Genomic DNA, 19,996 nt, shown 5'->3' on the forward strand with positions numbered 1-19,996 from the left:
TCCGAAGCTCTCTTGATCTTGTTGTTATGGGTAAAGCGCTGGGAACACGGGGCTCATGGGGTACGGCGCAATACCTCGCTCGCTTGCGGCCGACGCAGCCTGAGCAGCGCATGCGCCAACAGGCCGAACAACAGCCCCCAGAACGCCGCCGACAGGCCAAGGAAAGACACCCCCGAGGCGGTGACCAGGAAGGTGAACAGGCCGGCATCGCGCTCCGTAGGCTCGGCCAGGCTGCGCGCCAGGGCTTCGCTGATCGCCCCGTACAGGGCAAGCCCGGCAAGGGCCGCGATCAATGCCGCAGGGAAGGCAGCAAACAGCGACATCAACGTGGCACCGGCAACCCCCAACAGCAGGTACAACACGCTGCCGGCGACGGCCGCGACATACCGCCGGCGCGGGTTTTCATGGGCCTCATGGCCGGTGCACAGGCTGGCGGTGACGGCTGCCAGGTTCAGGCCGTGGCAACCGAAAGGTGCCAGCAAGGCGCCGCCGATGGCGCTGGCACCGATCAAAGGGCTGGCCGGTGTGGCGTACCCGGCGTTACGCAGCACCGCCATCCCTGGCATGAACTGCCCGGTCAGGGCCACCAGCACCAGTGGCAGCGCCAGGCTGAACACCGCCGCCAGGCTGAACTGCGGGGTAACCCACTGTGGCGAGGCCAGTTGCAGCACCAGGGCCTCACTGCGGAACGCGCCGCTGGCCACGGTGACGACGGCCCCTATGCACAATACGGCGGCCACCGCATAACGCGGCTGAACCCTGCGCATCAGCACATAGGTAACGAACATCGCCAGTACCAGCAGCGGTTGCACGGGCAAGGCGCGGAACACCTCGGTGCCGAAACTGAACAGGATGCCCGCCTGCATGCCAGCAGCGATGGACCCGGGCAGGCGTGTGATGATGCGGTCGAAGGCCCCGCTGATGCCGATCAGCAGCAGGATCAGGTTCGCCACCAGGTAGGCCCCCACGGCCTGCTCCAGCCCTAGTGCCGGCAAGGCAGTCACCAACAGGGCCGAACCCGGGATCGACCAGGCGATCACCACCGGCACCCGATAGCGCAGGCTCAGCAATGCGCCGAGCACACCGCTGCCCATGGAAACGGCCCACACCCAGGACGACAGCTGGCCGTGAGGCATGTGCGCGGCCTCGGCGGCGTGGAAGATGATCACCAGCGGGCCGGCGTAGGAAATCATCGTCGCCAGGCAACCGGCGACGATGGCGGACAGCGAGCTGTCCTTGAACAGGGTTTTCATGGCACCTCTCGCAAGGCTTGGGGCGGGTGTGTGGATCAGGCCTCTTGCAAGGCCTGTGGTCTTGCTAGGCCTGCGCAGCCGTAGCCAGGCCATGCCGCCGGCCACTGACCAGGTGCACGGCCATGGCCAGCGCAGCAATTGCGCCAGGGATGGCGAACGCGATGAAATTGAGTTGCAACGGCAGGTTGATGCCCATCAGTGCGCCCCCCAGCAGCGGGCCGACGATGGCCCCGTTGCGGCCGATCCCCGAGGCCCAGCCAAGGCCGGTGGAGCGTACCGACAGGCCGTACATCTGCGCCGCGCCGGCGTACAGCAGTATTTGCGTGCCGATGGTGGTGGCGCCGGCGATGAAGATCAGCAGGTACAGCACCGGCATCGGGCTGTTCACGCCCAGCAAGCTGATCGACAGTGCCGCAGCGATGAAGAAGCCGACCTTGACCTTCACCAGGTTGTAGCGGTCGCCCAACCAGCCCCCCAGAATAGCCCCGGCCATGCCGCCAAAGTTCAGCACCAGCAGGAACGACAGGCTCGAACCCAGGCTGTAACCTGCGTTAGCCATCAGTTTTGGCAGCCACGAGCTGAGTGCGTAGACCATCAGCAGGCAGCAGAAAAACGCCAGCCACAGGGCCAGGGTGCGCACGGCAAGGCCGTTGCGAAACAGCTCCACGACAGCGTTGCCGCCGCCCTTGCGGTCCGTTGCCTGCAGCGTGTCGCCAGGCTGTATGTCGCAAGCGGGGTCGAGCTTCTTGAGCAGTGCGCGGGCTTCATCGGTGCGCCCTTGGCGTACCAGAAAACCAATGGATTCTGGCAGGTAGTAGAGAATCACCGGCAACAGCAACAGGGGTACGGCTGCGGCGAAGAACATCGACTCCCAACCGAAACGCGGCAACATGAAGATACCGACGCCTGCCGAAAGCATGCCGCCCATCGAGTAGCCACTGAACATGATCGCCACCAGCGTGCTGCGCAGGCGTTTTGGCGCATATTCGTTCATCAGTGCCACGGCGTTGGGCATCAACCCACCGCAGCCCAGGCCGGCGATAAAGCGGTAGATGCCAAACTCGCTGGGGCTGCTGGCGAAGCCGTTGAGGATGGTTGCCGTGGAAAACAGGGCAAAGCACAGGGCGATGCCCTTCTTGCGCCCGATCCGGTCGGCCAGGCTGCCGAATACCAGGGCGCCGAACATCATCCCGAACAACGCGTAGCTGCCCAAGGCGCCGGCCTGCAGTGGCGTCAGCCCCCACTCCTTCATGATCACCGGCAACACCACGCCGTAGATGAACAAGTCATAACCGTCGAAGATCAGCAACAGGCCGCACCAGGCCATGACCATCCAGTGGAAGGGTGTGAAGCGCGCGTTATCGATGATCGGGTGTACGTCAAGGGTTCGCATGGCAGCTGTCTCTATTGTTTTTGTTGTTGAAGAAAACCTTTGCCTTAGGGGGTGGCTCAGCCGAGGTCGCCGCCCCCTACCGGCAGGGTCACACCGGTGATGTAGGAGGCCTCGTCGGAGGCCAGGAAGAGGATTGCGCCAACCTGCTCGTCGATGCTGCCGTAGCGGTGCATCAGGCTGCTGTCGAGGGTCTGGTCGACGATTTGCTGGTACCAGGCCTTTTCCTGCTCGCTCTGCTCGGCGCTGTTGCGTGGCACCCGCCGCGGCGGCGCCTCGGTGCCGCCAGGGGCGGTGGCATTGACGCGGATACCGCGGCCGGCGGTTTCGAAGGCCAGGCAGGCGGTCAGTGCGTTCACGCCGCCTTTGGCCGCGCCGTAGGGCACGCGGTTGACGCCACGGGTGGCGATGGACGAAACGTTGACGATGGCCCCTGCCCCCCGTTCCAGCATGTAGGGCAAGGCGGCGTGGCAGCACCATAAGGTCGGGAACAGTGAGCGGCGCACTTCGGCCTCGATCTGTTCCACTTCATAGTGTTCGAAGGGCTTGGCCCAAATGGTCCCGCCGACGTTGTTGACCAGGATGTCGAGGCGCCCGAAGGCCTCGACTGCAGCGGCCATGACCCGGGCACAATCGCTGTGCTGCTCGAGGTCGGCGGTGAGGGTCAGCATGCCCTCCCCGGCCAGTTCGTGCACCAGCTCGGAACGGTCCACCGCCACCACTTGCGCGCCTTCGGCCTTCAGCCGCCAGCACACCCCTCGGCCAATGCCCTGGGCAGCACCGGTGACCAGGGCGACTTTATCGTGAAATCTTGTCGTCATCTGAAACGCTCCATATTGATGCTGTCTGTGTGGGAGCGGCAGCCCCCACGAACGCTCAGGCCGCAGCCGCCGCGAACTTCTCGTAGTAGAAGTTCACCGGCGTAATCCCCTGCTCACGCACGTACTGGCTGACCGCCTCGACCATCGGCGGCGGCCCGCACAGGTACACATCCACATCGCCGTCGTTGAGGTGGCGCGGCTCGATGTGCTGGGTGACGTAACCCTTCTGCGGATGCTGGCTGTCAGGGTTGGCCACGCAGGCACTGAAGGTGAAGTTGGGGATGCGCGCCGCCAAGGCCTGCAGGCGGTCCAGTTCGACCAGGTCGAAGTCGTTGGTCACCCCGTAGATCAAGTGCAGCGGGTGTTCGCTGCCCTGCTCGGCGATCTTCTCCAGCATGGCGGTGAAGGGTGCCAGCCCGGTTCCACCGGCCAGCAACAGCAGCGGCCGCTGGATCGGCCGCAGGTAGAAGCTGCCCAGCGGCCCTGCCAGGCTCATGCTGTCGCCGGCCTTGGCCAGGCTGGTGAGGAAACTGCTCATCAGCCCGCCGGGTACGTTACGGATCAGGAAGCTGACTTCGCCGTCCTTTTGCAGCGAGCTGAACGAGTAGGCGCGGCTCTGCTCGCTGCCCGGCACCTTGAGGTTGACGTACTGCCCCGGCAGAAACGCCAGCCGGCTCAACGCCTCGCCTTTGATAGACAGGGCAATGGTGCTCGCCGACAACTGGCGCACATCGCTGATGGCGGCCTCGAAGCTGGCCTGCTCGGTCTTGCACAGTTGCGAAGACGCCGGGATGCGTAGCACGCAGTCGGCTTCGGCGCGCATCTGGCAGGTCAGCACGTAGCCTTCGGCGATTTCGTCCTCGTTCAGGGCGTCTTCGATGAAGTTGTCGCCCAGGTCGTAACGCCCGGCTTCGGCCTTGCACTTGCAGGTGCCGCAGGCGCCGTCGCGGCAGTCCAGCGGGATGTTGATGCCCTGGCGATAGGCAGCGTCGGCCACGGTTTCATGGCCATCGGCCTCGATGAAGCGGGTCACCCCGTCTTCGAAATTCAGTGCGATCTGGAAGCTCATGTAGCACCTCGCGGGCGAGCGTCGCCACGGCGCGCCAAGCGGCACACCGAGCGGCTCGCGTTACCTCGGATCAGATGTGGTAGATGTCGATGACCTGGCGCACGTAGTCGTTCTTCAGCACCACCTTCTTGGCCTGGATCAGCGGTTGCTCGCCGCGCAGGTCAAGGGTGTAGAAGCTGCTGCCGAAGTAGCTGTCGGTGGTCTTGTAGCGAAAGCTCAGGGTGTGCCAGTTGAAGCGCACCTGGCAGTAGCCCTCGCCTTGCTCGACGATCTCGATGTTGCTGATGTTGTGCGAGGTGCGGGTATCCGGCACGGTCGCACTGGAGCGCTCGGTCTTGATGCGGAACACCCGGTCCTCGAGGCCGCCACGGTTGCCGTACCAGATCAGCGATATCTCGCTTTGCGGGTCGGTGGTGAGGCGGTCGTCATCGTCCCAGGCCGGCATCCAGAAGCTGGCATCGGCGGCATACAGCTCCAGCCACTGGTCCCACTGGGCATCGTCCAGGAAGCGCGCTTCGCGGTAGAGGAAGTCGCGCACGGTTTCGTAGAGGCTCATTGCACGGCCTCCACGGGGATCAGTTGCTGGTCATCCTTGAGCGCCTGGATCATGGTGTCCTGCCAGTACTTGTGCTGCAGCACGAACAGGCCTTCGTCCTCGGTGCGCACACCCGACAGCAGCGGTTTGAGCTCGATTTCGCGGGCCGCCTCGTCGGCGCCTTCGACCCAGTGCGCAGCGCCGCGGGACATGTCGTTCCAGCCGGTACCGCCGCCGTAGCCGGTCTGGCACGAGCGGAACTCTTCCAGGTCGTCCGGGGTGGCCATGCCACTGACGTTGAAGAAGTCCTCGTACTGGCGGATGCGCTTGGCACGGGCATCGGTGCTTTCGCCTTTGGGCGCAATGCAGTAGATGGTGATTTCGGTCTTGTTCACCGAAATCGGCCGGGCAATGCGGATCTGCGAACTGAACTGGTCCATCAGGTACACATTGGGGTACAGGCACAGGTTGCGCGAGTTTTCGATCATCCAGTCGGCGCGTGCCTGGCCGAAGTCGGTGACCAGCTCATCACGGCGCTCGAATGCCGGGCGGTCCTCGGGGTTGGCCCAACGGGTCCACAGCAGCAGGTGGCCGTGGTCGAAGGAATAGAAGCCCCCGCCTTGCTTGGCCCAGGCACCGGCGCTCATGGTCTTGATCTCGTCACCCGACTCGCGCTGTTTGCGCTGGTTCTGGGTGGCGGCGTAGTTCCAGTGCACGGAGCTGACGTGGTAGCCGTCGGCGCCGTTCTCGGCAGTGAGCTTCCAGTTGCCTTCGTAGATGTACGAACTGGCGCCGCGCAGCACTTCCAGGCCTTCAGGCGACTGGTCGACGATCATGTCGATGATCTTGGCCGACTCGCCAAGGTGCTCCACCAGCGGTTTGACATCGGCCTTCAGGCTGCCGAACAGGAAGCCCCGGTACGACTCGAAACGCGCGACCTTGGTCAGGTCGTGGGAGCCATCGCAATTGAAGCTGTCGGGGTAGCCGGCGTTGCTCGGGTCTTTGACCTTGAGCAGTTTGCCGCTGTTGTTGAAGGTCCAGCCGTGGAACGGGCAGGTGTAGCTGGCGCGGTTGCCGCGTTTGTGCCGGCACAGCATGGCACCACGGTGGCTGCAGGCATTGAGGAAGGCGTTGAGCACCCCGTCCTTGTTGCGCGCGATGAAGATCGGCTGGCGCCCCATGGTCAGGGTGAGGAAGTCGTTCTTTTCGGGGATCTGGCTTTCATGGGCCAGGTAGATCCAGTTGCCCTCGAAGATGTGTTTCATCTCCAGGTCGAACAGCCGTGGGTCGGTGAACATCTCGCGCTTGCAGCGGTAGATGCCCTGTTCACGGTCGTCCTCGAGCATGGCATTGAGGTAGTCGAATCCCAGGGACATGGCCAGGGTCTCCATTGTTATTGTTCAGACCATGTCAGGTTAGGGATCAAGGCGTGGTGGCAATATCCTTTTCGTGCAGAGTGCTATCCGCTTTGTGCACATCAACCGCGGTTGCGCAGCGTTACCGAGGGCAATACCCCATAGCGCTGCCGGTAGGTTTCCGAAAAGCGTCCCAAGTGCAGGAAGCCATAGTCCATGGCAAGCTCGGTCACACTCCTCACGCTGCAACTGGCATCGCTCAGGCATGCATGCACCCGCTCCAGCTTGCGCAGCCGCACATAATGTTTGGGCGTGGTACCTAGGTGCCGATCAAACAGCGCATACAGCGACCGCAAGCTCATGCAGGCCTGCTCTGCGAGCACCTCGGCTGACAGTTCAAGCTTCAGGTTGCGCTCGATGTAATCCAGTATCCGCTCCAGGCTCGCCGCCGGCGTATTCAGGCTTTCGCGCCGAATGTTGGTGCTCATCAAGGTCAGCAGTTTGCTCGCGACAATCTGGCTGTAGTGCCCCTGCACGCGGGGCAACGGCTCATTCACCTCGGCTTCATGGCAGACCATGGCCAGCAAGTTGACGAACCCGTCCAGCTCCTCCAACCGGTAATGGTTGCGCAAGAACCGCACGCCGCCATCAGGCCGCTGCCAGCGGTGCTCGTCACAGATCGAATCGAGCAACCGGGTCGGCACCTTGAGGATGAATTTCTCGCAGTCTTCCGAGTAGGTCAGGTCAACCGGGTCGTCGGGGTTGATCAGCAGCAGCTCGCCGGGCACCAGGTGATGCTCGCGCTGGTGCCCGCGCCACAGGCAGTTGCCGTTGAGCAGCACCTGCAGGTGGTAGATGGTTTCCAGCGCTGGCGAGGTGACGCGCACGCTACCGCCGTAGCTGATGCGGCACAGGTCGAGTTCGGCGAACTTGCGGTGGCTGAGGCTGGCCTGGGGATGGGTGGTGCGGGACAAGCCGATGCAATGCTGGCCCACGTGCTGGTTCACATAGTCGGACACAGCATAGGGGTCGGCGTGATGAAACACGCTACTGCGCTCGCTCAGCAGGCGGCTTTCCATAGGCAAGGCACTCGGTTTCGTTATTGTTCTGGGCGCCGCTCCCTACGGGCTTGTGGCCAGTGGTTGCGGTCGATCACGGTCATTCTATCGGGCTGGGCGCAGGGAATTGGGGCAGGCGACAGCCGGTGAATGGCCACACTTAAGCAAAAAGGCGGGGGTTGGGCAATGCGACGATTGGAATGGGCGTGCGGATAGCGGACAAGGCGTCAATGCTTAATGTTCGATTACCGAACACTATTATGCGCTCTGCTGCACCGCCCAGCCTTGGCTGCGCGCCCGGAACTGGCGCGGGGCGATGGCGAACAGCTCCCTAAAGCGCCGGTAGAAATGCGGAAAACTCACAAACCCACTAGCCACCGCCACCTCGGTCAGTGACTTGCTGGTGTGTTGCAGCAGCTGGCGTGCATGGGTCAGGCGCAGCTCCAGGTAATAGCGCGGCGGTGTCGCCTGCACGTGGCGGCGGAACAAGCGCTCCAGATGACGACGCGACAACCCCGCATGCTCGGCGATTTCGTCGATGCCGATCGGGTCTTCGATATTGGCATGCATCAGCTCAAGGGCCAAACGTACACCCTTGGGCAGGCTCGGGTCGATTTCCGCTGCGCTGGCCGGCGCATCACTCATCACCCGCGCGCGGTCGCACGCCAGCATCTGCTCCACTGCCCGGCGCAATAGCGGGCCGCCGCTGTGTTCAAGCAACGCCAGCATCATGTCCAAGGCACTGCTGGCGCCCGCGCAGCTCAAACGCCGGCGGTCCAGGACATGGGCCTGGCGGCTGACCCGTACCTTGGGGAACAGCTCGCTCATCATCGCCCGGCCATCGGGGTGGAAGGCGCAGTCGTGATCATTGAGCAGGCCCGCCTCGGCCAGGAAGTAGGCGCCGTTCCACAAACCGCCGAGCTGGCAGCCATGCAGGTCGGCCTGGCGCAACTTGGCGCGCAGCAGCGGCGCGCTTTCCAGGCGCACCCGAAACCCACCGCACACCAACAGGCTGTCCAGGGCCAGCACATCCAGCTCAGCCAGTGGCGTGTTGACCGGCAAGGCGATGCCCAGGTCGCTCATGACCTGCGCCCCATCCCCTACCACCTGGATCTGAAACAGTGGCGTGGCGCTCATCAGGTTGGCGGTGACCAAGGTGTCCATGGCGGCGGTGAAGGCCATCATGGAGAAGTGCTCGCGCAGCACGAAGGCGACGCGTTGGCACGGCATCGACAGCGCGCTGCGGCCAGCCGCGTCCAGGTGGGCCAGGTTGGCGTTCTTGAGGGTGCTTTCGAAATGGCTCATGGTTTCAACTCTACTGCGAAAATCGCGGTGCCCTTCATCGCAGGTGAACCCGCGATGAAGCCAACACCGATGGACCAGGTTACTTGCTGGCCTGGGTCGCCGCTGCGCGCGACGCCTGCAGCCATTCATCGAACTGCTGGCGGTGCGCCGCCACCCACTCCTTGGCATGCCGGGTGATGTCGGCAGGCTTCTTCTCGCCCTGCTGCATCTTCAGGTTCTGCGCGCTCTCGTCAGCCGTGGTGATCTGCATCAGTGACAGGAACTTGGTGGCCGCCGGGTTCTCTTCGGCAAACTCCTTGTTCATCACAGCCTCGACCTTGTCGACCGCAAAGCCCAGGTTCTTGCCCTTGTACATCGTGTCGACCGCGTTGTTGCCATCGGGTAGATCGGTCTTCGGCACTTCCAGCCAGACCACATCCTTGTCCTCGACCAGCACGGTGGAAATCCACTGTGGCACCCAGGTGAAGTACAGGATCGGCTTGCCTTCCTTGTAGCGGGTGATGGTGTCGGCCATCAGCGCGAAGTACGAACCCTGGTCCACGTGCACGCTATCGCCCAGGTCGTAGGCCTTCATGTGGTGGGCGATGACCAGCTCGCAGCCCCAGCCGGGGTTGCAGCCGGTGAGGTTGGCCTTGCCATCGCCGTCGGTGTCGAACAACTTGGCGATCTCTGGCTTTTTAAGGTCGGTGATGGACTTGATGTGGTACTGCTCAGCGGTCTTCTTGTCGATCAGGTAGCCCTGCAGCACGCCTGGCATGATGTCGCCGGCCTTGACCATCACGTCATTGCCACCGGCCTGCTGGTAGAACTTGTCGTGCAGCTTGTCCCACAGGTGCACGGTGAAGTCGGCATCGCCGTTGGCCAGCGCCACCATCATCACGCCGTATTCGGTTTCCTTGGGTTCCTGGACCTTGTAGCCCAGTTCGCGCAGGCCCTCCATGGCCACCTCGCCACGGAAGCGCTCCTCGGCAATGGAGGGGAAGATCGGCGTCACCTTCACGCCTTCGCCCGGCTGGTCGGCCGAAGCGTTGGCGCACAGCGAGGCGATGATCAGAGCCAAGGCACTGGCGCCTTGCAGGATGCTGCGGGAAAACATGGATTCCAACATCGTCGCGTACCTTCTTGTGGTTTTTATAGCGTGTGCGGCAGTTCGAAATGGGGTTGTATCAGGCGGTCTTGCGCCGCCCTGCAGCTTGCCCTGCACCGCTCAGGCGCAGCACCACGCCCACCGGCCCGGTGTGGTACCAGCGCAGGCTCGGGTCGGCGCTGCTGCGCGCGCCCATGGCCTGGGTCAGGCGGTCGAGGAAGATCGCCAGCAGCACCAGCCCGACGCCACCGACCGTGGCCAGGCCCATGTCCAGCCGGCCGATGCCGCGCAGCACCATCTGGCCCAGGCCGCCGACCGAGATCATCGAGGCGATGACCACCATCGACAGCGACAGCATCAGGGTCTGGTTGAGCCCGGCCATGATGGTCGAGGTGGCCAGCGGCAGCTGCACCCGGGTCAGCATCTGCTGCGGCGTGCAGCCAAAGGCGCGGGCGGCTTCGATCTTGTCTTCCGGCACCTGGCGGATGCCCAGGTTGGTCAGGCGCACCAGCGGCGGCAGGGCAAACACGATGGTCACCAGCACGCCCGGCACGTTGCCGATGCCGAACAGCATCACTACCGGCACCAGGTAGACGAACGCCGGCAGCGTCTGCATGGCATCGAGCAGCGGGCGAATGATACTTTCCAGGCGGTTGCTGCGGGCGCAGACGATGCCCAGCGGAATACCGATCACCGCGCAGAAGAACACCGAGGTGAGCACCAGTGCCAGGGTGGTCATCGACTCCGACCAGACGCCAATCAAACCGAGCAGGGTCAGGGTGACAAAGCACAGCAGCGCCATGCGCTTGCCGGCCAGCTGCCAGCCGAGCAACGACGACAGCAGGATGCCAATGGTGGGTGGAATGCTCTGCAGGGTGAACTCGATGCCATTGAGCACCTGGTCGATCGGCCAGCGAATGGCGCGGAACACCTCGCGGAAGTTGTGCACAAGGAAGTTGAGGGTGGCGGTGACCCAGTCACCCAGGGGGATGGTGGCCGCCTGGAACGGGTCGAGCAGGCTGAATTCGGACATGGGACAACCTCGCGTAGGTTCAGTGGCGGCTCAGGGACTGCAACGGCGCGCTGTTTGCCAGGCTGGCGCACTGGCAGCGGCTATTGAAGGTCTTGAAGAACGCGCGCACATAGTCGTTGGCCGGCTGGTTGATCAGCGCTTGCGGCGTGCCGATCTGCACCACCCGTCCGCCCTCCATGATCGCGATGCGGTGGCCAATGCGGATAGCCTCCTCAATGTCGTGGGAAATGAAGATGATGGTGCGCTGCTGTTCGGCCTGCAGGCGCATCAGTTCGCCCTGCATCTCGCTGCGGATCAACGGGTCGAGGGCCGAGAACGCTTCGTCCATCAGCAGGATGGTCGGGTCGTTGGCCAGCGCCCGGGCCAGCCCCACCCGTTGTTGCATACCACCGGAAAGCTGGTGCGGGTAGCTGTGCTCGTGGCCGGCCAGGCCAACCTGGCTCAGCGCTTCGCGAGCACGGCTGTGGCGCTCGGCTTCGCCGACGCCGGCGATTTCCAGGCCAAAGGCCGTGTTCTGCAGCACGCTCATGTGCGGCATCAGGGCAAAGGACTGGAACACCATGCCCATTTCCTTGCGGCGCACATCAAGCAAGGCTTTATCGGACAGCCCGGTGATTTCACGGCCGTTGAGGTGGATGCTGCCAGAGGTGGGTTCGATCAGGCGGTTGAACAGCCGCACCATGGTCGACTTGCCCGAGCCTGACAGGCCCATGATGACGAAGATTTCGCCACGCTTGACGGAAAAGCTTGCATCGAACACGCCGACGACGTGGCCGGTCTTGCTGAAGATTTCGTTCTTGTCGGCGCCCTTGCGGAGCATCTCCATGGCCATGTTCGGGTTGGGGCCGAACACTTTGAAGATGTTGTTTACCGAAAGAATCTCATCGGCATGGCTCATACGACCCTCTTTATTATGCTTATAACCAATCTATCAACTTCGCACTTTCAATAAGGCGGGTAGATCAGTGCGAGTACGCTTGGCAGTCCGTTCAAAATCGAACGTGAGTCAAAACCGGCACGCAGAAAGTCCTGCTTCAAAAAGTTATTCGACATCGATGTCTCAATGTCGCGCCGGTATTTCACGTTATGCCTAGCTCCAGAGCGGGTCCAACGACATTTGCAGGGCGCTAACCATTACCTGAAGTTATCAATTGGGCGGCAGCCCCGGTGGCAGAGCGCTTGTGCATTTACCGCAGGGTGCGCAAAGGCTAGAGTGAGGGCCTTGGCTAGACGAAGGACCCCACCCCAGCACCATGGTCAGACACTCCGAACCCGATCAGACCCTGCTCAAGATGCCTTCGCTGCGCGCGGTCAAAGTGTTCGTCGCGGCCGCCAAATACCAGAACTTCACCCGTGCCGCGGAAGCGCTGTGCGTGACCCAGGCGGCGGTAAGCCGGCAGATCCGCGAGCTGGAGACCTACCTGGGTGCCGAACTGTTCACCCGGGTCGGCCGCGCGGTGGAGCTGACCGTGGCCGGGTCGATCTTCTTCGATGCGGTGCAGTTATCGTTCGTCAACATCTCCCAGGCGGCCGAGCGAATCCGCAGCAATACCAACACCAAGCACGTGGTCACCCTGTGCTGCTCACCGGCGTTTGCCGCCTTGTGGCTGGGGCCACGGATGCCGAAGTTCTTCGACGAGAACCCGGATATCGACATCAACCTGGTGACCACCCAGAACTTTTTGTCGATGGAGCCGGGAGTGCGGCCGGACATCTACATCACCAAGCTGGGCAAGATCCAGGCGGGCTATAGCTGCCACCCGCTCAACCATGACCTGATCTACCCGGTGTGCAGCCCGCACTACCTGGCCCAGCACCCGCAGCTGGCCACCCTGGAAGGCATTCGCGACGGCTCGCTGCTCAACCTCAGCCCTTATGGCCGCTCGCAGGTGGCCGAACACGTGGACTGGAACGTTTGGTTGGCGTTCCATGATGTCGACCTGAAAAGCCGCTCCAGCACGGCGCCGCATTTCTTCAATGCCAATGACTACAACCTGCTGGTGCAGCTTGCCTTGGGCAGCCAGGGCGTGGCGTTGGGCTGGCACCATCTGGTGGCCCCGCTCGTTGCCCAAGGGTTGCTGGTGCGGCCGGTGGCGCAGCAATTGGAGCTCAAGGACACCTTCCACTTCCTGGCCTTCAACGAAGACAAGGAACATGAGCCCAGCTGCCGACGCCTGCGCGATTGGCTGCTGTCAGCGTTCCAGCCGCTGTTGTAGAGCGGCCTTGCGTCGCGCAAGGGCGCAGCTACCGCTCGGCGTTTTTCCCGACATCCAACCCCATGCATCTGGTACAACCGCGCCATGCCTACCTTCTTCCTTACCCACCTGCGCCGCCGTTGGCTCACCTGGCTGTGCGCCACCCTGCTGGTCATCGGCCTCCCCACCGGCTGCGCCGTTCTGCAACACAAAGAGCGCGAGCTGGTGTTCCGCATCGAGCCGGGCCAGGCCAGCTGGTTCCGCGGCCTGCCCAGCGGGGTGCAGGAACTTGACCTGCGCCCGCACAGCTTCACCGAAAACCAGAGCCTGCACGCCTGGTGGTGGCCGGCTAAACGCGCCGATGCGCCTGCAATCCTTTACCTGCACGGCGTGCGCTGGAACCTTACCGGGCAATTGTTCCGCATCGAGCAGTTGCATGCCATGGGCTATTCGGTGCTGGCCGTGGATTACCGCGGCTTTGGCCAGAGCCGTGGCGGCCTGCCCTCCGAGGCGACGGTGTACGAAGATGCGCAGATCGCCTGGGCACGCTTCGCCCAGCTGCAACCTGATGCCAACAAGCGGTTGATCTTCGGCCACTCCCTGGGGGGCGCGGTCGCGGTCGAGCTGGCCACGGCGCTTGCACGGCAAGCACACAAGGACGGCAGCCCGCCCCCCGCCCGGGGTTTGATACTCGAATCCACCTTCACCTCCCTGGGCGACGTCGCTGCGGCTGTTGCCGATACCACCCTGCCCGTGCGTTGGCTGATGTCGCAAAAATTCGATTCGCTGGACAAGATCAAGGACGTAGGCCTGCCGTTGCTGCTGGTGCACGGGCTGGACGATCGCTTTGTACCCTCGCGGTTCAGCCGACAGCTGTTCAACGCAGCGCAAGAGCCGAAGACCTTGTTGCTGGTGCCGGGGGCTACCCACAACAACAGCATGAGCCTGGCAGGGCAACGGTATCGGCGGGCGATTCAGGCGTTGTTGTGAAGGCAGGGCATTCACTGCACCGGCAAAAAATTCATCAGCAACAGGCTTTGCGCATAGTTGAGCCCGATCCGCCGATAGCGCTCATCCAGCAGCTCTGCGAGCAAATCCAGGCGCGCGACGATCTTGCCGAACTCAACGGCGAAACTCAGGTTGCTGCCCTCCTCTGAAATCTCGTTGGAGAACAGCAACAGCACGCCATTGGCATCCTGGCGCTGGCTGAGCATCCAGGTGGCCTTCTCGATATTGCGCGCCGCGTTGTTGACGAACAGCGGGTCGATGGTGTCGGTCATGTAGAACTCGGAGCGCCCGCCATGGGCGGTGATCAACATGCTGCCGATGGCGTAGATGAACGCACCGACCCGATCGCCACGAAACTCCGGGCTCAGGGCGTAACTCAGGGCCGCAAGGTCGCGCCGATTGCCCAACTGCGCCAAGGGTTGGCGCTGCTCGATGGCGATGCGAATCTGCCGCTCAGCCGTGGCGGCATCGACGTAGCCGGACATCTTCCACTGGTTCGGGTTGCGCAGGTACAGCTTGTTCATCAGCAGGTACAGGCTTTGCAGGTTGTCGCGCATGGACAGCGTCGCCAGGCGGTCGACACTGGTCTGGAACAGCTCGCTGGGCTTGCCGTTGCCAAACTGGCTGACGATGTCACGGCCCTGCTCCTGGGTGCAGGCACACAGGCAGGTCAAGGCGCCTGCCAGCAGCAGGCCGGGGAGGGTTTTGAAAGGGCTTGCAACCATCGGCACCGGGTCGATATTCGGCGGCCGCACCGGGGATCAGCGCGGCCTGGCCAAGCATAGAGCGCACAAACCGGAAAAAGTGCGATGGTTGCGGTAACTGGGTATCAGGACTTGCCCCGCGAAGAGGCCGCCATCGACAACACAGCACTTACAGGGCGTGGCGCAGCATCTCCACCATCTGCGCGTGCAGTACCGGGTCACCACACGCCACCACACAGCCGCCATGCTGCGCCGAGCTGCCGTCCCAAGCCGTGATCAGCCCGCCCGCCCCTTCGATGATCGGCATCAATGCCTGCACGTCATACGGCTGCAGGCTGGCTTCGACGATTACATCGACAAAGCCCGAAGCCAGCATGCAGTACGCATAGCAGTCACCACCATAACGCATCAGCCTGGCCTTGCCGGCAACCGCCTCGAAGGCCGCCTTGCGTTCGGCGGTGTCGAACATGTCCGGCGTGGTGCACATCAGCGTGGCCGAGGCCAGGTCGGCGCAGGCGCGGGTCTTCAGCGGGGTGCCGCTGCTCCAGGCACCTTGCGGGGTGCCGACGAAGCGTTCGCCGGTGAAGGGCTGGTTCATCACGCCTACGACCGGGCGTACACCGTCGTTCAGGGCAATCAACGTGCCCCACAGCGGCAAGCCGGTGATGAAGGCGCGGGTGCCGTCGATCGGGTCGAGCACCCAGGTCAGCGGGCTGGTCCCCACCGCCACGCCCTGCTCTTCACCCAGAATGCCGTGTTCGGGGTAGCGGGCCTGGATCAGTTCGCGCATGGCGTCTTCGGCCGCCTTGTCGGCCACCGTCACCGGGTCGTACAAGCGCCCGCCCTTGTCCTCGACGTCCAGGCTGGCGCGAAAATACGGCTTGATCGCCAGCGCGGCGGCATCAGCCAGCTGCTCGGCAAAGGCGCGGTATTCGACGATCTGTTCAGCACTCAGGGACATGGGGCAGGCCTCTTGAAGATAGTGGGGCCAGCATCATACCCGACAAGCCGCGCCGCACCAGCCGCCCAGCACCATGGCCACTATTATGACATTATCGCCACTTCATTTAACCGTCACCCAATCGTTGTACTAGGATACCCATCACCTCCCGAATGCGGCCCAGGATGCGGGCCAGCAGGCAGACGGGGATTTGCACCACCGAACCTCATGGATGACACGATGAATTCGCACCTGCTCTACCCGCAAATTGGCAAAGTGATTGCCAGCACCGGCAGCCGCCAGTTCCCGCGCATGCTGCACGACCTGATCCAGGCCCACCTGACCATCGATGCCACGCACATACGCCTGTTGCCAATGGCACCGGCCGGCTATAACAGCCACGCCACCCTGATCGACGAGACGGTGTTTTCCTCGGACGAGCCGCCGGCCAGGGATTTCAGCGACCCTTCGCGCTTGCACATGATCCGCCGCAAAGGCGATTCGCGCTATGAGATCCATGTCCTGCGCGCCGACTCGACCTACGGGTTTTCGGCCTTCGAACGCAACCGCCTGGACGATATCTCGCCGCTGCTGTTGCCGATGCTGGAGAAACACATCAATGCCTTGCAACCCGCCCCAGAGCGCCCCCCTCAGGAGAGCCTGGAGCAGCGCTTTACCGACCGCCTGGGGCAATCGGGGCTGAAGTTGTCAGAACGTGAGTGCCAGGTGTGCCTTGGCCTGCTGGCCGGGCTTACCGCCCCGGAGCAGGCCGAGCGGTTGGCCTTGAAGGTGAATACCGTCGAGAGCTATTTGCGCCGGGCGGCGATCAAGCTGGGGATCAGCGGGCGGCATTCGTTGATGCGCTGGATGTATACCGCCGATTGATCATGTGTTGCCTGTCACGGCCTCTTCGCGGGGCAAGCCCGCTCCCACAGAGTAAGCACAGTCTCTGTAGGAGTGCAGTCTCTGTAGGAGTGCAGTCTCTGTAGGAGTGCAGTCTCTGTAGGAGTGCAGTCTCTGTGGGAGCGGGCTTGCCCCGCGAAGAGGCCGGACAAGGCAAAACTCAATCCCGCGCCAACGCCTCGATCGGATCAAGCCGCGCAGCATTACGTGCCGGCACAAACCCGAACAACACGCCAATCAAGGTCGAACAGGCAAACGCCATCACGATCGAGGCCGGCGAGAACACCATCTCCCACTGTTTGACGAACAACTCGAACAGATAGCCGATCCCGTACGACAAACCAATGCCAACCACCCCGCCAAACAGGCAGACCATCACCGCCTCTACCAGAAACTGCTGGCGGATATCCGACTGCCGCGCCCCCACCGCCATGCGAATACCGATTTCCCGGGTGCGTTCGGTCACCGACACCAGCATGATGTTCATCACCCCGATACCACCGACCACCAGCGAGATCACGGCAATCAGCGACAGCAGCAAGGTCAGCGAGCGGCTGGTCTTCTGCACCGTCTGCATGATGCTGTCGAGGTTGTTGGTAAAGAAGTCCTTGGTGCCGTGCCGTTGCAGCATCAGTTTGGTCACCTCCTCCTCCACCCGCTTGCTCGGCACGCCGTCCTTGATGCGCACGCTGATGCTGTCCAGATGGCGCTGGCCGAGTACGCGGCCAGCGGCGGTCTCGTAGGGCACCCAGATGTTCAGCTGGTTGCTGGCGACGAACAGGTTCTTGTTCTCGGCCGTGACGCCGATCACCGTGCACGGCAGGTTGCCTACCAGGATCACCTGTCCGAGCGGGTCGACATGGGGGCCGAACAGCCGCTTGCGGGTGTTGTGGTCGATCACCACCACCTGGGCCTGGCGCCGGGCGTCGTCGGCACTGAACACGATGCCTGCAGCCAGGGGTATGTTGCGCACCTGGAAGTAGTGTTCGCTGACGCCATTGAGCTGCACGTCGACGTCCAGGTTGCGGTAGCGCACCAAGGTGCTCTGGCCGATCACCGGGGTGGCACTGTCAACGTAGTACAGCGCGTTGAGCGCGGTCACGTCGGCCGGCACCAGGGTCTCGATGGTCTTGGCCCGGCTATCACCGAAGTTGCTGCCCGAATAAATATCGATGGTGTTACTGCCGATCGCCTGGATGTCCTTGAGCACATAGCCCTTGGCGCCCTCGCCGATGGCCGAGATGGACACCACCGAAGTGATACCGATGACGATCCCGAGCATGGTCAGCAAGGTGCGCATGCGGTGCGAGATCAAGGCGATCCAGGCCATCTTGAAGGCCTCGCGGAACATCCCCAGGCTGGCCACCAGGCGCCGGGCAGGTTCGGCGGCCCGTGGCGGCTCCGCGGCCGGGGTGGGCACGGCTGCCGTGCCAGTGCGCCGGTCGCTGACAATCTGCCCGTCGCTGACCTCGATGATCCGTTCGGCATGGGCGGCGACCTTGGGGTCGTGGGTTACCAGGATTACCGTGTGCCCGACCGCGTGCAGCTCCAGCAGGATGTTCATCACCTCTTTGCCACTGGCAGTGTCCAGCGCACCGGTCGGCTCATCGGCGAGGATCACCTGGCCGCCGTTCATCAGCGCCCGGCAGATACTTACCCGCTGCTGCTGCCCCCCGGAAAGCTGGCTGGGGCGGTGCCCCAGGTGCCCTACAAGGCCCAGACGCGTGAGCAACTCACGTGCCCGCGCGTGGCGCTGCGCTTGTGGGGTGCCGGCATACACCGCAGGGATCTCGACGTTGTGCAGGGCATCCAGGTGCGGCAGCAGGTGGTAGCGCTGGAAGATGAAACCGAAGTGGTCGCGGCGCAGCGCTGCCAGGGCGTCATCGCCCAGCGTGCGGGTCTCCTGCCCGCCAACCTGGTAGCTGCCGCTGCTGGCGTTGTCCAGGCAGCCGAGGATGTTCATCAAGGTCGACTTGCCCGAGCCTGATGCGCCGATGATCGCCACCAGCTCGCCACTGTGAATCTGCAGGTCGATGCCCTTGAGTGCCAGGAACTCGCGGTCGCCCGCCAGGAAGCTGCGGCTGACGCCCTGCAGGCGCAATAACGGTTCGCCGTTGCCGTTGGCCACGGCCAGGGGCGCGCTCAGCTCGACATTCATGTTCATGCTCACGCCCCTGCTTCGCCGGACACCGGATCACCAATCACCACCCGATCACCTTCGGCCAGGCCGTCCTTCACCTGTACCTTGACGTTGTTGTTGATCCCCGCTTGCACGTTGCGCACCTGGGCAAAGCCCTTGGCATCGAGCACCCGCACCGGGAAGCTGCCGTCGCCATTGCGTGCGCCCAGCGCTGCCACCGGCACGGTCAGCACCCCTTGGGCGGTGTCGAGGACGATATGCACCTGGGCCGTCATCGAGATGCGCAGGCGATGCTCGGGGTTCGGCACTTCGAACAACGCGTTGTAGAACACCGCACCATTGGGTTTGGCGGCGCTGCCATCGCTGTTGTCGGCGCTTTGCGCGTAGTTCTGCGGGGCAGGCTCGGTGCCGCGCAGCTTGGCGTAGTAGCGTTTGTCTTCGCCCAGGATAGTGAAGTACACCTGCTGGCCGGGGCTGATGTGGATCACGTCAGCTTCCGACACCTGCGCCTTCACGGTCATGGTGTCGAGGTCGGCCAGCTTGAGCAGCACCGGGGCCAGCTGGTTGGCGATCACGGTCTGCCCTTCCTGGGTGACGATGCCCACCACATGGCCGTTGATCGGCGCATTGATGCGGGTGTAACCCAGGTTGACCTTGGCGGTGTCGATTTCGACCCGGGCACTTTGGATCTGCGCATCGAGCGAGCGCACGGCGGCCTGCTGCACTTCGTACTCCGACTCGGCATTCTCGAAGTCCTGGCGCGACACCGACTCGTCGGCCTGCAGTTCGCGATAACGCTCATACACCCGCCGGGCCTGCTTGAGCTGGGCCAGGGTCGAACGCCGTTCGGCCTGCAGCTTGTCCTCGTCGACTTCGGCCTGGCGCAAGGTGTTGCGCAGCACCAGCGGGTCGATCTCGGCCAGCCACTGGCCCTCGCTGACCTTGTCGCCCAGCTTGACCTTCAGCGACCTCAGCTGGCCCGAAACCTGGGCACCGACGTCCACCTGCTTGATGCCCTCCAACGTGCCGGTGGCCAGCACGGCGTTCTCGATATCGCCACGCTCGACCGTGGCGGTGATGTACTGCGGCGGCTTGGCCGGGGCCTGGATGGCATACAGCGTGATGCCGGCCACCAGGGCCACGGCGATGCCGAGGCCGAATTTGCGGAATCTGGACTTTTCCATGAACACTCACTTTCTC

The 19,996-nt window shown here is 63.3% G+C and carries 18 protein-coding genes; 3 read left to right on the plus strand and 15 right to left on the minus strand.

All coding sequences use genetic code 11. The features are described from left to right. Positions 1 to 53: 53 nt before the first annotated feature. From CKW22_RS19205 to CKW22_RS19255, 11 genes are all read right to left on the minus strand, one after another. A complete protein-coding gene (locus tag CKW22_RS19205; RefSeq protein WP_033697725.1) occupies positions 54 to 1,253 on the minus strand; it encodes a benzoate/H(+) symporter BenE family transporter in 1,200 nt (399 codons plus the stop codon). 64 nt (positions 1,254 to 1,317) lie between these two features. Next, entirely contained in the window at positions 1,318 to 2,646 is a 1,329-nt protein-coding gene (locus CKW22_RS19210; RefSeq protein WP_033697724.1) for an aromatic acid/H+ symport family MFS transporter, read from the minus strand. Between the two features lie 56 nt (positions 2,647 to 2,702). Further along, entirely contained in the window at positions 2,703 to 3,464 is a 762-nt protein-coding gene (locus CKW22_RS19215; RefSeq protein WP_033697722.1) for a 1,6-dihydroxycyclohexa-2,4-diene-1-carboxylate dehydrogenase, read from the minus strand. A gap of 55 nt (positions 3,465 to 3,519) precedes the next feature. Then, entirely contained in the window at positions 3,520 to 4,533 is a 1,014-nt protein-coding gene (benC, locus tag CKW22_RS19220) for a benzoate 1,2-dioxygenase electron transfer component BenC (protein ID WP_033697720.1), read from the minus strand. Positions 4,534 to 4,603: 70 nt separating this feature from the next. After that, positions 4,604 to 5,089, minus strand: coding sequence for a benzoate 1,2-dioxygenase small subunit (gene benB / locus CKW22_RS19225; protein ID WP_033697718.1), 486 nt, complete (start codon positions 5,087 to 5,089; stop codon positions 4,604 to 4,606). Continuing rightward, positions 5,086 to 6,444, minus strand: a complete 1,359-nt coding sequence (gene benA / locus CKW22_RS19230) for a benzoate 1,2-dioxygenase large subunit (RefSeq protein ID WP_033697717.1) — start codon at positions 6,442 to 6,444, stop codon at positions 5,086 to 5,088. The genes benB and benA overlap by 4 nt, the downstream gene beginning before the upstream one ends. A 101-nt stretch (positions 6,445 to 6,545) precedes the next feature. After that, positions 6,546 to 7,502: an AraC family transcriptional regulator gene (locus CKW22_RS19235; protein ID WP_033697715.1), complete on the minus strand. Its 957-nt coding sequence runs from the start codon at positions 7,500 to 7,502 to the stop codon at positions 6,546 to 6,548. A gap of 237 nt (positions 7,503 to 7,739) precedes the next feature. Continuing rightward, positions 7,740 to 8,786: a GlxA family transcriptional regulator gene (locus CKW22_RS19240; protein WP_033697714.1), complete on the minus strand. Its 1,047-nt coding sequence runs from the start codon at positions 8,784 to 8,786 to the stop codon at positions 7,740 to 7,742. A 79-nt stretch (positions 8,787 to 8,865) separates the two neighbouring features. Then, entirely contained in the window at positions 8,866 to 9,894 is a 1,029-nt protein-coding gene (proX, locus tag CKW22_RS19245; protein ID WP_033697712.1) for a glycine betaine/L-proline ABC transporter substrate-binding protein ProX, read from the minus strand. A 58-nt stretch (positions 9,895 to 9,952) separates the two neighbouring features. Beyond that, positions 9,953 to 10,906 carry a glycine betaine/L-proline ABC transporter permease ProW gene (gene proW, locus CKW22_RS19250; RefSeq protein WP_095064783.1) on the minus strand — a complete coding sequence of 318 codons (954 nt, stop codon included), beginning with the start codon at positions 10,904 to 10,906 and terminating at the stop codon, positions 9,953 to 9,955. A 19-nt stretch (positions 10,907 to 10,925) separates the two neighbouring features. Beyond that, the gene (locus CKW22_RS19255) at positions 10,926 to 11,804 is read right to left on the minus strand and encodes a glycine betaine/L-proline ABC transporter ATP-binding protein (RefSeq protein WP_271910504.1); all 879 of its coding nucleotides are present in this window, start codon (positions 11,802 to 11,804) and stop codon (positions 10,926 to 10,928) included. Between the two features lie 355 nt (positions 11,805 to 12,159). On the opposite strand from CKW22_RS19255, the gene CKW22_RS19260 reads away from it, so the two are divergent. Continuing rightward, entirely contained in the window at positions 12,160 to 13,122 is a 963-nt protein-coding gene (locus CKW22_RS19260) for a LysR family transcriptional regulator (protein ID WP_047583596.1), read from the plus strand. Between the two features lie 84 nt (positions 13,123 to 13,206). Next, positions 13,207 to 14,091 carry an alpha/beta hydrolase gene (locus tag CKW22_RS19265; RefSeq protein ID WP_095064785.1) on the plus strand — a complete coding sequence of 295 codons (885 nt, stop codon included), beginning with the start codon at positions 13,207 to 13,209 and terminating at the stop codon, positions 14,089 to 14,091. Positions 14,092 to 14,102: 11 nt separating this feature from the next. On the opposite strand, the gene CKW22_RS19270 is transcribed toward CKW22_RS19265, so the two are convergent. Beyond that, complete coding sequence (locus tag CKW22_RS19270; protein WP_033697706.1) at positions 14,103 to 14,834, minus strand: hypothetical protein; 732 nt, start codon at positions 14,832 to 14,834, stop codon at positions 14,103 to 14,105. 148 nt (positions 14,835 to 14,982) lie between these two features. Beyond that, a complete protein-coding gene (gene hisN / locus CKW22_RS19275; protein WP_033697704.1) occupies positions 14,983 to 15,774 on the minus strand; it encodes a histidinol-phosphatase in 792 nt (263 codons plus the stop codon). Between the two features lie 219 nt (positions 15,775 to 15,993). Between hisN and CKW22_RS19280 the strand changes: the two genes are divergently transcribed. Beyond that, entirely contained in the window at positions 15,994 to 16,638 is a 645-nt protein-coding gene (locus CKW22_RS19280; RefSeq protein WP_095064787.1) for a helix-turn-helix transcriptional regulator, read from the plus strand. 178 nt (positions 16,639 to 16,816) lie between these two features. On the opposite strand, the gene CKW22_RS19285 is transcribed toward CKW22_RS19280, so the two are convergent. Together CKW22_RS19285 and macA are read right to left on the minus strand one after the other, a co-directional pair. After that, a complete protein-coding gene (locus CKW22_RS19285) occupies positions 16,817 to 18,820 on the minus strand; it encodes a MacB family efflux pump subunit (RefSeq protein ID WP_095064789.1) in 2,004 nt (667 codons plus the stop codon). A 2-nt stretch (positions 18,821 to 18,822) separates the two neighbouring features. Further along, positions 18,823 to 19,980, minus strand: a complete 1,158-nt coding sequence (macA, locus tag CKW22_RS19290) for a macrolide transporter subunit MacA (RefSeq protein ID WP_033697701.1) — start codon at positions 19,978 to 19,980, stop codon at positions 18,823 to 18,825. Positions 19,981 to 19,996 lie beyond the last annotated feature (16 nt).

The sequence above is a fragment of the Pseudomonas sp. Irchel s3f19 genome (genome assembly GCF_900187555.1).
In the GTDB taxonomy this organism is placed as follows: Bacteria; Pseudomonadota; Gammaproteobacteria; order Pseudomonadales; family Pseudomonadaceae; genus Aquipseudomonas; species Aquipseudomonas capeferrum.

What these genes read in the sequence shown, in the direction of transcription:
- CKW22_RS19235 (WP_033697715.1), bottom strand. Translation starts at nt 7,502, where the DNA reads ATGGAAAGCCGCCTGCTGAGCGAGCGCAGTAGCGTGTTTCATCACGCC.
- CKW22_RS19240 (WP_033697714.1), bottom strand. Translation starts at nt 8,786, where the DNA reads ATGAGCCATTTCGAAAGCACCCTCAAGAACGCCAACCTGGCCCACCTG.
- benA (WP_033697717.1), bottom strand. Translation starts at nt 6,444, where the DNA reads ATGTCCCTGGGATTCGACTACCTCAATGCCATGCTCGAGGACGACCGT.
- CKW22_RS19205 (WP_033697725.1), bottom strand. Translation starts at nt 1,253, where the DNA reads ATGAAAACCCTGTTCAAGGACAGCTCGCTGTCCGCCATCGTCGCCGGT.
- CKW22_RS19215 (WP_033697722.1), bottom strand. Translation starts at nt 3,464, where the DNA reads ATGACGACAAGATTTCACGATAAAGTCGCCCTGGTCACCGGTGCTGCC.
- proW (WP_095064783.1), bottom strand. Translation starts at nt 10,906, where the DNA reads ATGTCCGAATTCAGCCTGCTCGACCCGTTCCAGGCGGCCACCATCCCC.
- CKW22_RS19280 (WP_095064787.1), top strand. Translation starts at nt 15,994, where the DNA reads ATGAATTCGCACCTGCTCTACCCGCAAATTGGCAAAGTGATTGCCAGC.
- proX (WP_033697712.1), bottom strand. Translation starts at nt 9,894, where the DNA reads ATGTTGGAATCCATGTTTTCCCGCAGCATCCTGCAAGGCGCCAGTGCC.
- CKW22_RS19270 (WP_033697706.1), bottom strand. Translation starts at nt 14,834, where the DNA reads ATGGTTGCAAGCCCTTTCAAAACCCTCCCCGGCCTGCTGCTGGCAGGC.
- benB (WP_033697718.1), bottom strand. Translation starts at nt 5,089, where the DNA reads ATGAGCCTCTACGAAACCGTGCGCGACTTCCTCTACCGCGAAGCGCGC.
- CKW22_RS19210 (WP_033697724.1), bottom strand. Translation starts at nt 2,646, where the DNA reads ATGCGAACCCTTGACGTACACCCGATCATCGATAACGCGCGCTTCACA.
- benC (WP_033697720.1), bottom strand. Translation starts at nt 4,533, where the DNA reads ATGAGCTTCCAGATCGCACTGAATTTCGAAGACGGGGTGACCCGCTTC.
- hisN (WP_033697704.1), bottom strand. Translation starts at nt 15,774, where the DNA reads ATGTCCCTGAGTGCTGAACAGATCGTCGAATACCGCGCCTTTGCCGAG.
- CKW22_RS19265 (WP_095064785.1), top strand. Translation starts at nt 13,207, where the DNA reads ATGCCTACCTTCTTCCTTACCCACCTGCGCCGCCGTTGGCTCACCTGG.
- CKW22_RS19260 (WP_047583596.1), top strand. Translation starts at nt 12,160, where the DNA reads ATGGTCAGACACTCCGAACCCGATCAGACCCTGCTCAAGATGCCTTCG.
- CKW22_RS19285 (WP_095064789.1), bottom strand. Translation starts at nt 18,820, where the DNA reads ATGAACATGAATGTCGAGCTGAGCGCGCCCCTGGCCGTGGCCAACGGC.
- CKW22_RS19255 (WP_271910504.1), bottom strand. Translation starts at nt 11,804, where the DNA reads ATGAGCCATGCCGATGAGATTCTTTCGGTAAACAACATCTTCAAAGTG.
- macA (WP_033697701.1), bottom strand. Translation starts at nt 19,980, where the DNA reads ATGGAAAAGTCCAGATTCCGCAAATTCGGCCTCGGCATCGCCGTGGCC.